This window comes from Rhizorhapis sp. (assembly GCF_035276005.1).
Taxonomy (GTDB): domain Bacteria; phylum Pseudomonadota; class Alphaproteobacteria; order Sphingomonadales; family Sphingomonadaceae; genus Rhizorhapis.
Window position 1 is genome coordinate 1 of sequence record NZ_DATEMB010000009.1, and the last position, 10,701, is coordinate 10,701.

At 60.2% G+C, this 10,701-nt stretch carries 9 protein-coding genes and 1 pseudogene; 3 read left to right on the forward strand and 7 right to left on the reverse strand.

Going from position 1 to position 10,701, the window contains the following annotated elements:
* Nucleotides 1–54: 54 nt before the first annotated feature.
* The 4 genes from VJS46_RS03230 to VJS46_RS03245 form a co-directional block, all read right to left on the reverse strand.
* Nucleotides 55–1,012, reverse strand: a protein-coding gene (locus tag VJS46_RS03230; RefSeq protein ID WP_324057909.1) for an IS630 family transposase whose coding sequence is annotated in 2 segments (ribosomal slippage) — nt 55–682 and nt 681–1,012 — 960 coding nt in all. Because the reading frame shifts where the segments join, the coding sequence is not laid out codon by codon here.
* A 192-nt stretch (nt 1,013–1,204) separates the two neighbouring features.
* A complete protein-coding gene (locus tag VJS46_RS03235; protein ID WP_324057910.1) occupies nt 1,205–2,401 on the reverse strand; it encodes a type III PLP-dependent enzyme in 1,197 nt (398 codons plus the stop codon).
* A 137-nt stretch (nt 2,402–2,538) separates the two neighbouring features.
* Nucleotides 2,539–3,711, reverse strand: a complete 1,173-nt coding sequence (gene nspC, locus VJS46_RS03240; protein WP_324057911.1) for a carboxynorspermidine decarboxylase — start codon at nt 3,709–3,711, stop codon at nt 2,539–2,541.
* A gap of 132 nt (nt 3,712–3,843) precedes the next feature.
* The gene (locus VJS46_RS03245; RefSeq protein WP_324057912.1) at nt 3,844–5,049 is read right to left on the reverse strand and encodes a saccharopine dehydrogenase family protein; all 1,206 of its coding nucleotides are present in this window, start codon (nt 5,047–5,049) and stop codon (nt 3,844–3,846) included.
* 157 nt (nt 5,050–5,206) lie between these two features.
* Between VJS46_RS03245 and VJS46_RS03250 the strand changes: the two genes are divergently transcribed.
* Nucleotides 5,207–6,811, forward strand: a complete 1,605-nt coding sequence (locus VJS46_RS03250) for an MFS transporter (protein ID WP_324057913.1) — start codon at nt 5,207–5,209, stop codon at nt 6,809–6,811.
* A gap of 22 nt (nt 6,812–6,833) precedes the next feature.
* On the forward strand, nt 6,834–7,880 hold the full coding sequence (gene alr, locus VJS46_RS03255) for an alanine racemase (RefSeq protein ID WP_324057914.1): 1,047 nt from the start codon (nt 6,834–6,836) through the stop codon (nt 7,878–7,880).
* 6 nt (nt 7,881–7,886) lie between these two features.
* Here the strand turns inward: alr and VJS46_RS03260 are convergent, their stop codons facing one another.
* Together VJS46_RS03260 and VJS46_RS03265 are read right to left on the reverse strand one after the other, a co-directional pair.
* On the reverse strand, nt 7,887–8,732 hold the full coding sequence (locus VJS46_RS03260) for a glycosyltransferase (protein ID WP_324057915.1): 846 nt from the start codon (nt 8,730–8,732) through the stop codon (nt 7,887–7,889).
* Between the two features lie 8 nt (nt 8,733–8,740).
* On the reverse strand, nt 8,741–9,739 hold the full coding sequence (locus VJS46_RS03265) for a D-glycerate dehydrogenase (protein WP_324057916.1): 999 nt from the start codon (nt 9,737–9,739) through the stop codon (nt 8,741–8,743).
* Between the two features lie 144 nt (nt 9,740–9,883).
* Between VJS46_RS03265 and VJS46_RS03270 the strand changes: the two genes are divergently transcribed.
* Nucleotides 9,884–10,360 carry an SH3 domain-containing protein gene (locus tag VJS46_RS03270; protein ID WP_324057917.1) on the forward strand — a complete coding sequence of 159 codons (477 nt, stop codon included), beginning with the start codon at nt 9,884–9,886 and terminating at the stop codon, nt 10,358–10,360.
* 217 nt (nt 10,361–10,577) lie between these two features.
* Here the strand turns inward: VJS46_RS03270 and VJS46_RS03275 are convergent.
* Nucleotides 10,578–10,701: pseudogene (locus VJS46_RS03275) on the reverse strand (IS5/IS1182 family transposase); the annotation flags it as partial.

Here is a 10,701-nt window from a genome sequence, read left to right on the forward strand (position 1 = left end):
CAAGCCGTTCTGCGCGAAGGCAGACTTTTGCATAAGCTTTAGAGCGCGGTGCGATTAATCTGCAACATAGCCCGTTTCTTTGAGGTAATTCCGGCATTCGTCGGGTGAGTAGAGTTCGCAGATTGAGCCGACGGCCTGCCATAAGGCGTCGATGGTCCGCGCTTTGGCTTTTCGCAGGTGCGCCTTGAGCTTGGCGAAGGCCATTTCGATGGGATTGAGGTCGGGGCTGTAGGGCGGCAGGAACAGGAACCACGCGCCGCGTTCTTTGAGGATGGCAGCGGCCTTCTCGCTCTTGTGACTGGAGAGATTATCGAGGATGACCATGTCGCCCGGCTTCAACGTCGGCGCGAGCTGGGTTTCGACATAGGCCTCGAAGATGCGCCGGTTCATCGGGCAGTCGATCACCCAGGGCGCGGTCAGACCGTCATGGCGCAGTGCTGCGATGAAGGTCTGGGTTCCCCAGTGGCCGAAGGGGGCCTTCATCCTCAGCCGCTGGCCACGGCGCGCCCGGCCCCGCAAACGGGTCATCTTGGTGGTTGTCCCGGTCTCATCGATAAAGACAAGCCGTTCCGGGCGCTTCTTCATCCACGGTTGGCGGTGCGCTCGCCACACCCGCCGTGCGCGGGCAATGTCAGCGCGATCGGTTTCGCTGGCCAGCAGCGTTTTTTTTAACGGTAAAGCCCTGCCGGATCAGCAGCCGCGACAGCGAGGCAGGGTGGGCTTTCACCCCGCGCTCGGCCAAGAGCCGCGCTGCCAGTTCGGGCATCGTTATCTCGCCATCGGCATCTACCCAGCCGACCAGCGTCTCGACATGGGTTCCAAGCGATCCGCTCCCCGCCGGCCGGCCCTGCCGGGCAGGCGCCAGTGAACCCGTCCTCGCCTTGCGTTGCGCCAAGCGAACCGCAGTCGCCGCGCTCACCCCAAAGCGTCGCGCCGCCGCACGGCATGATTGCCCACGCTCAATCTCGCCGACAATCCGTACCCGAAGATCAACCGAACTGCTCTTGCCCATGATCCACCTCCAAAAACGGTGAATCACAAAACTCAGCAAATGGAAATCCCCAACGATTCAGATTTCATGCTCGCCGCTCTAAAAAGCTGGGTCCCTGCCTGCGCAGGGACGACGGTTCTCTTCACGAAACGTGGATTCGCCCATGGTGGCAGCGGCCCCGATAAGCGAGCCGCCGCCAATAAGCCGTCCCAATTACCCCTTGATCGATACCACGGTTGCGGGGCGTTTGCTGGGCTTCACTTCCTCGCGGTAGAGGCTCTCCATCGGCTCGTCCGTGACCTCGTGGATCTCACCGGAACCAAAGCCGTTGAAAGCGGTCCGCATTGCGCAGCCATAGGCGCCGAGCATGCCGATCTCGATATAATCGCCAGCCTTGACATCGGACGGAAGCAGGAAGGGGCCCGCCATATGGTCCATGTCGTCGCAGGTCGGACCATAGAAGCTGAAGGCTTCCAGTTCCGCTTCGCTCTCGTCCTCGCGCAGCAGCTTCACCGGAAAGCGCCAGCCGACATGCGCGGCATCGAACAGCGCGCCATAGGCGCCGTCGTTGATGTAGAGTTCCTCGTCCCGGCGGCGCTCCACGCGCACGATCAGGCTGCTATATTCCGCCGAAAGTGCGCGGCCTGGCTCGCACCACAGCTCTGCCGAATAGCTGATCGGCAGGCTTTCGAAGGCGCGATCGATGGCATCGAAATAAAGCTCCAGCGCGGGCGGTTCCATGCCGGGATAGACCGAGGGAAAGCCGCCGCCGACATCGATGATGTCCACCGTGACCGCCGCGTCCACGATCGCCGCGCGTACGCGCTCCATTGCCTGCACATAGGCATGCGGCGTCATCGCCTGGCTGCCGACATGGAAGCAGATGCCGAGCGCGTCCGCTGCCTGACGGGTGGCCATCAGCAGTTCCTTGGACTCGCCAGGTTCAACGCCGAATTTGGACGCCAGGCTGAGCTTCGAATAGTCCGATGAGACCCGCATGCGCACGCACAGATACAGGTCGGTCGCGCTGTTGGTGGCCCGCATGATCTTTGCAAGCTCATCCATCGTGTCGAGCGAAAAGACCCGCACGCCATGTTCATGATAGGCTTCGGCGATCGCCTCTTCGGACTTCACCGGGTGCATGAAGCAAAGGGTGGCGTCCGGCAACGTCCGGGCAACAAGCCGAACTTCCGCAATCGACGCGACGTCATAATGCGTGATGCCGCCCTCCCAGAGCGTCTTCAGAAGCTCGGGAGAAGGATTGGCCTTCACCGCATAGAGCGACTTGCCCGGAAACTTCTCAACGAAGAATCGAGCAGCCCGGCGTGCAGCCTGCGGACGAATGAGCGTTACCGGATCAACCGGGTTGAGGGCAGTAGCTATCCCCAGCGCGCTATGATGCTTGTACAACTCAAGGGACCTCCAGTGGTTCGTTTGGCAATCAGGCTGCCTTGCGGTGGAAGTCCCATGGGGCAGCGGATGGCGATATATAAATGGGGGTCCGGACTGTAAACCCTGGGGATCAAAAAAAGACTGTCATAAAAATGTCATGAAAGTCTGTTGCGGAAATCCTCGTAGCGGAAACTGCGGATTTCCCGGAGCTTATCTGTCGCGCTGTCCCAAAGATGGATGGAAGGCAGCGGTACTCCGTTGAATGTATTGGTCTTCACCATCGAATAATGCGCCTGGTCGAGGAAGGCGATTCGCTGCCCAACATGGGCCGACTCGGGCAGACGGTAGTCGCCGATGACATCGCCGGCGAGGCAGGATGGCCCCCCAAGACGGACGGCCGGTCCTTCGCTCCGTTCATGCAGCATGGCCGGGCGGTAGGGAGCTTCAATCACGTCAGGCATGTGGCAGGTGGCGCTGACGTCCGTGATGGCGATCGGCATGCCATTGTCCATGACGTCCAATATCTCGCCCACGAGAATGCCTGCGTCGAGAGCGACGGCTTCGCCCGGTTCCAGATAAAGGTCCAGGCCGGTCGTTTCACGGACCTGCTGCAGGAAGGCGATGAGGCTTTCGCGCTGATAATCCGCGCGGGTGATGTGATGTCCGCCGCCGAAATTCAGCCATTTGAGCTGTTTGAAGTAGGGCCTGATGAGCGGTTCCAGCGCCGACCATGTCCGTTCAAGGGGCAGGAAGTCCTGTTCGCAGAGCGTGTGGAAATGCAATCCCGACACGCCCTCCAGATCGGCCGCCTTCAACTGGCTGACCGGATGGCCAAGACGGCTGTGCCGCTGGCAGGGGTCATATTTTTCGACCTCGCCTTCGGGATGTTCGGGATTGATGCGAAGGCCAATGTCGAACTGCCCACCCTTCGCCCGTGCCTTTTCGATCAGCGGACGGAACCTGGCAATCTGGGCCGGGCTGTTGAAGATGATATGGTCGGAGATCGTCAATATCTCCCGCAGGTCATCCTCCTTGTACCCGGCGCAATAGGTCGCGACTTCCCCGCCATAATGGTCCCGGCCAAGGCGCGCTTCGAAAATTCCGGACGCGCAGACGCCGTCCAGATATTCGGCGACCACGTCTCCCAGCGACCACATGGAAAAGGCCTTGAGCGCCGCCAGCATGCGGATGCCCGACCGGTCACGCACTTCCTTCAATATTGCAAGGTTGCGGCGTATGGCGGCTTCATCCACCACGAAACTGGGTGAGGGCACGCGTCTCAGATCGAACTGCGCGAAAGCTCCGGGATCGCCGGCTCTGGTTTCCATTAAATTCTCCAACGCCCTCGCCCCTTCAGGGGAGAGGGCCGGGGAGAGGGGGAGTGCCGCCTCTCCGCATTCCAGGTCTGAGGGGGTGTTCCCCTTTCCCAACCCTCTCCCCTGAAGGGGCGAGGGCTTTGGTCAAAACTCCAACGGACCCGCCAATTCCTTCACCTGCCAAGGCAGACCATGCTTGTTCAGCATGTCCATGAAGGGATCGGGATCGAACTGCTCGATGTTGAATACGCCTTCGCCCTTCCAGGCTCCGGTCAGCATCATGGCGGCACCGATCATCGCCGGAACACCGGTGGTGTAGCTCACCGCCTGATTGCCCGTCTCGTCATAGGCGTCTTCATGGTCGCAGATATTGTAGATGTAGAAGGTCTTCCGCGCTCCATCCTTCTCGCCGGTCGCAATGTCGCCGATATTGGTCTTGCCCCTGGTGGTGGGACCAAGGCTTGCGGGCTCCGGCAGAACGGCTTTCAGGAACTGGAGCGGGATGATCTCCTTGCCTTCGTAGATGACCGGATCGATCCGCGTCATCCCAACATTCTGCAGCACTTCCAGATGCTTGAGATAGGCATCGCCAAAGGTCATCCAGAAGCGGATGCGGCGGATTTCCGGAATATGCGTCTTCAGGGATTCGATTTCCTCATGATACATGAGGTACATGTTCTTCGGTCCCACCTGGTCGAAGTCGAAGCTCTGCTTGTGCGACAGCGGCGGGGTTTCCACCCAATCGCCATTTTCCCAATGCCGGGCAACCGCCGTCACCTCGCGGATATTGATCTCGGGATTGAAGTTCGTCGCGAAATGCTGGCCATGGTCACCGCCATTGCAATCGAGGATATCCAGCGTCTCGATCCGGTCCAGATGATGCTTTTTCAGATAGATCGCGAATACGCTGGTCACTCCGGGATCAAAGCCTGATCCCAGCAGCGCCATAAGGCCCGCTTCCTTGAACCGGTCATGCAGCGCCCATTGCCATTTATATTCGAACTTCGCCTCGTCGCGCGGTTCGTAATTGGCGGTGTCGAGATAGTTGACGCCTGTCTTCAGGCAGGCTTCCATGATGGAAAGGTCCTGATAGGGCAGGGCGAGGTTCACCACCAGCTCAGGCTTCACCTTTTCGATGAGCGCGGCGGTCGCGTCCACATCATCGGCATCCACCTCGGCGGTCTTCACGATGACGCCGGTGCGTACCTTCACCGACTCCGCGATGGCATCGCATTTGGCAATGCGGCGGCTGGCGAGCGTGATGTCGCTGAAGATGTGCGGGTTCATGGCCATTTTGTGAACGGCCACCGAACCCACGCCGCCTGCGCCGATGACAAGTACCTTGCTCAATTGATGCTCCCTTGGTGGAAAAGGCATATTCGAATGAGCCCATATAGGGACGACGCATTACAGAGCAAAGTCACGGCGCACCAAAAAACGCAGCGCCTTGCCCGCCAGCGCGACTCGTGCCTATTAGGCGGCAGGCAGATAGAATCCGGGAGGAACAATGGCGAGCAGCGCGGCTTTGGCGGGGAAGGAACCCGGCCGGAAGGATATTCAGCTTGTCATCGGCGCCTCCTCCCTCGGCACCATCTTCGAATGGTATGACTTCTTCATTTACGGGACGCTGGCGCCGATTATCGGCCGCGTCTTTTTCCCGGCCGGGAATCCTACGATGGAGTTGCTCCTTTCCCTTGCCGGATTCGCCATCGGTTTCGGCTTCCGGCCGTTGGGAGCGGTGCTATTCGGCTATCTGGGCGACCGGCTGGGGCGCAAATATACCTTCCTCGTCACTATCACGCTGATGGGTCTTGGCACTGCTGCGATCGGCTTTGTTCCCCCAGAGGCGGCGATAGGCATTGCAGCGCCGGTCATCATCATCCTGCTGCGGATCGTTCAGGGATTGGCCCTTGGCGGAGAATATGGCGGCGCCGCCATTTATGTGAGTGAGCATGCGCCAGACGGCAGGCGTGGTTATTTCACCAGCTTCATTCAGGCGAGCGTCGCGGGCGGCTTCATCCTTTCCATTCTGGTCGTGCTTGGCACCAAGTCCATGGTGAGCGCAGAGGCATGGGATGCCTGGGGCTGGCGCATTCCCTTCATCTTTTCCCTGCTGTTGCTGGCGGTCTCCCTTTACATGCGCCTGAAGCTCAATGAGAGCCCGGTCTTCAAGGCGATGAAAGAAGCCGGCGAAACTTCCGCCAATCCCTTGAAGGAAAGCTTCACCTATCCCGGCAACAAGCGGCGCATCTTTGTCGCGCTGTTCGGCATTGCGGCTGGCCTTACCGTCATCTGGTATACCGCCATGTATGGCGTGCTTTTCTTTCTCACTGGCCCGCAACGGGTGGACAATTCGGTAGCCGAGATCGTGGTCGGCGTCGGTGCCTTGGGGGGGCTGTTCTGGTTTGTGTTCTTCGGCTGGCTCTCTGACCGGATTGGCCGGAAAAAGCCCATTTTGATCGGCTATGCAGCGACGCTCGTCCTGCTTTTTCCCTTGTTCCACATGTTGGGCAACGCGGCCAATCCAGGCTTGGCCGAAGCGGCACGGCGCGCGCCCGTAGTGGTGACGGGCAGCGATTGCAGCTACAGCCCCTTTGCCAAGGAGCAAACCACTGATTGCGGCAAGGCGCTGGACATGCTGTCCAAGCGGGGCGTCAGTTACAAGACGGTTGAAGCCGGCGGGCAAGGACAAACCCAGATCAGGATCGGGGACAAGGTCCTCTCTGATAATAATGCCGGGGCACTGGATGCCGCACTGGCGGACGCGGGCTATGATCTGGAGAGGGTCCGCCCTTCCGGCAAGAACATAGCCATCATCATCATCGCCATTCTGGGTCTCAGCGCGCTCTCTGGCGCCACCTATGGTCCCGTTGCTGCACTGCTGTCCGAACTGTTCCCGCCCAGGATCCGCTATAGCTCGATGTCGATACCCTATCATATCGGAACTGGCTATTTCGGCGGATTCCTGCCGCTTGTCAGCCAATATATCGTGGCGAAGACCGGCGATCATTATGCGGGCCTCTGGTACACTTTCGCGGTCGTGCTCGTGGCGCTGCTCGTCACCTTGTTCGGTCTGAAGGAAACGCGCTGGCAAAGTCTCGACGCGGCGTGAAGGGCAGGCTATCGCTCCGGCGATGACCTTGCCTCCTTCTCCCCTTCGCCTGCGCCTCGATAAACAGGCGCTTGTCTCCAACTGGAGCTGGCTGAAGGGGCAGGGCGGTGCAGCCGCATGCGGGGCCGCGATCAAGGCGAATGGCTATGGCACTGACGCGGCGGGCGTGCTTTCGCACCTGGCGGAGGCGGGCTGCCGGGATTTCTTTGTGGCGACCTGGGCCGAAGCGCTCGCGCTGCTGCCCTTGGCAGAAGCTGTGTCGCTCTCCGTTCTGCACGGCGTTCGGGATGAGGATATGGCTGTGGTCCGGCAAGCGGGCGTAAGGCCGGTCCTCAACTCCGTTGCCCAGGTCCGGCGGTGGATGGAAAGCGGCGGCGGTCCCTGTGATGTCATGGTGGATACTGGCATCAACCGGCTCGGCCTCGGTCCGGAGGAAGCCGCATCGGGTCTGCTCGACGGCTTGGAGATCAGGACGCTGATGAGTCATTTGGCTTGCGCGGACGAGGAGCATCCGCTGAACGCAACTCAGCTCGACCGCTTTTCCGTCCTCAAAACGAAGGTCCCGGCCGGCCGCTACAGCCTCGCCAACAGCGCGGGGATTTGTCTGGGACCATCCTATGCCTTTGATCTTACGCGGCCGGGGCTGGCGCTCTACGGAGGCATTCCCCGCGCGGAAGCACGGGCGCATATTCGTCAGGTCGCCTATCCCGAAGCACAGGTTCTGCAGCGCAAGACGGTCCCTGCTGGTGCAAGCATCGGCTATAATGCGACGCTGACAGCCGGACATGACATGGAAGTCGCCATTCTCAACGTCGGCTATGCGGACGGCTATTTGCGTGGTTTCTCCAACAAGGGACGCATGCTGACTTCGGATGGATCGCCCTTGCCGGTAGTAGGCCGGGTGTCGATGGACCTGCTGATCGTTGATGTTTCAACCGCTCCCGAAACGAGGGAGGGCGATTGGCTCTGTCTGGATTACAGCCTGGAAGAGGCATCCGCGCTCTCCGGTCTTTCCCAATATGAACTGCTGACGGGCCTTGGGGCACGCTTCGAACGCTATTGGAAATAAGAGGCGTCAGGCTCCTCGCATCCGGCGCAATGCGAGCAGATCGAACCAGGCCAGTCCCAATGATCGGCGCACGCTGAATCCTGGAAGATGATGGGGGTAGAGCGTCCGCAATTCGGCCGGAAGCCCCTTAGGCCCTTCGGTGCGCATGATTTCCGAAATGATCCGGTTCTGGAAATGGCGGATGCTGTAATTGATCATCCGCCGATACTGCATGCGCCAGGTGGCGGGGTTCATGACGTCCACCGGCTCACAACAGAAGCCCGCCTGTTCGCAAGGCTCTACCCGCTCCCGGTCCCAATTGCTTTCGTCGCGCAGATCCGTCGCGGCCAGAGCGGCAAGCAGCCCATCGTCGCCGATCAAATCCTCGGGCAGCCGAATCTCCTGCTGCCGCATGTGCCGGAGAAAGTCGCCACGTAGGGCATAAAGGTCACCGAAGAGCCCACGCTCGCGCCGAAGCGCTTCCTGATAGGCGAGATGCTTCCGGCCATTCCGCGGCATGCCGCTTGCGGCATTGGCAACAGGATTCCGCCCCAAGCTCAAGGCCAGTTCGTCCAGCGAACCCGCGGTGATTTCTGCGTCGCCATCCATGAAGACAATGACGTCATGGCGTCCGTTCCATATGTCGAACACGAACCGGTTCCATGTCCGCGATTTGCCGCCGGGGTGAAGGTCGTGCACCTGAACATTGGCTCGTCCGGCCGCGACTTGCCGGGCGATCTCGACAGTCCGGTCAGTGGAACCGTTCGCCAAGATGTGGAATTCGATCTCCCCGCGATCGAGTGGCAGGCTGGCCAGGCATTTTCCGATCCGGCGCTCCTCATTATGCGCGAAGATGGCCGCGCAGAGCTGCATGCCGCCGGTCAGGCCCAGCCTTCCAGAACCTGATCGGGCGGGCGATGGCCGTCCGCCCAAACGCGGATATTGGCGATCACCTTGTCACCTGACGCCGCCCGCCCTTCAAAAGTGGCGGAGCCCATGTGCGGCAGCAGCACGACATTGCTGAGCGCCAGCAAGCGGGGATCGACTTCGGGCTCATGGCTATAGACGTCCAGCCCCGCACCTGCGATCAGCCCATCCTCCAGCGCTTCGATCAGCGCCCCTTCATCCAGGATTTCGCCGCGCGACGTATTGATCAGATAAGCGCTCGATTTGAGGAGGGAAATCCGCCGGGCATCCAGCATCTGATGAGTCTCGGCGCTATGCGGGCAGTGGATGGAAATGATGTCGGAAGTGTGCAGCATGGCATCCAGTTCGGGGACATAGGCCGCCTGCAGTTCCTCTTCGACGCTGAGCGGCAGCCGCCGCCTGTTGTGATAGAGGACCGAAAGGCCGAACGCTCGCGCCCGCCGCGCTACGGCCTGGCCGATGCGGCCCATGCCGATTATGCCCAGCGTCTTGCCGCCAATGCGATGCCCCAGCATGCCCGACGGGCTCCATCCTGCCCATTTGCCGCTGCGCACAAGTTTTTCGCCTTCCGCCAGGCGGCGGGGGACCGACAGGATCAGCGCCATGGTCATGTCGGCAGTATCCTCGGTGAGGACGCCGGGGGTGTTGGTTACAAGGATGTTCCTGGTGCGCGCTGCCTTAAGGTCAATATGATCCACGCCATTGCCGAAATTGGCAATGAGCTGCAGCCGGTCGCCGGCCTCCTCGATCAGGCCGGCGTCGATATGATCGGTGACCGTCGGCACCAGCACGTCGCAACTGCGCATGGCGTTCAACAGGGCGCCCCGGCTCATCGGCTCATCATTCGGGCTGAAGCTGATGTCGAACAATTCCCGCATGCGGGCTTCGGTCGCGGGCGGCAGCCTGCGGGTGACAATGACCTTGGGATTGGCGGGGCGCGGTCGCTTGGGCATGATCTGGCGCTATCCGTTACTCCAAGGGAAGGTCAAGCGGCAATAAGTTGTCCATTGGAAATGAAGGCCGTATCTCATCGCGTCTTGAAGAGGAAAGGCTGAACTGGCACAGGCTGAAATAATGAGCACCGGGATGGACGAAGCATGAAGACGAATGGAATAGGCGCTGTTTTCCTTGGTCTTTCCCTTGGGTTGCTGCTCACATCTGCGCCTTTGGAGGCTCAGACGAAGAAGCCGCCTTATTGGGCATCCATCTCAAAGACGGAAGCCCGGATGCGGACCGGACCGAGCAACGACTATCCGGCGAACTGGATTTATCGGCGTCGCGATCTACCGGTGAAGGTGGTGGAGGTCTATTCCCATTGGCGCAAGGTGGAGGACCCGGACGGCTCCCGGGGATGGATGCATGTGCGCCTGCTGAGCGATCAGCCAACGGCCATCGTCAAGGGAGGGGTGCAGCCGCTCCGCAAGGCTCCCGACACTGGCGCCCCGGTCCTTTACCGGGCGGAACCCGGAGTGGTGGGACGGATCTCCGATTGCGAGGATGGGTGGTGCCTGATCGACATTCAGGGCAAGAAGGGATTTGTGGAGAAAGCCCATATATGGGGTGCAGGCGAATAAAATGATTTCGAGCCAGATGGAATCATCTGGCGGCTCGGAAATCACGGAGAACAAGGGAATATTAGACTCGTTCCGGTTCAATCAGAACCGGAACGAGTCTAGAGCATCGTGCACAAAAGTGGGAACCGGTTTTGCGCGAAAAACGATGCGACAACAACGAATTAGAGCGCGCGCCCGCGTCAGATTAAACGCAGCGCGCTCTAGGTGCTGTCTGCATTCAGCGTAGCCAGATCATGGCGCAGGCGAGATGGACGAAGCCCATGAAGGCGGTGAGAGTTTTTTCGCACCGCAGGGCGATGCGTCGGAAGCGTTTGAGTTTGTTGAAGAAGCATTCGACTTGA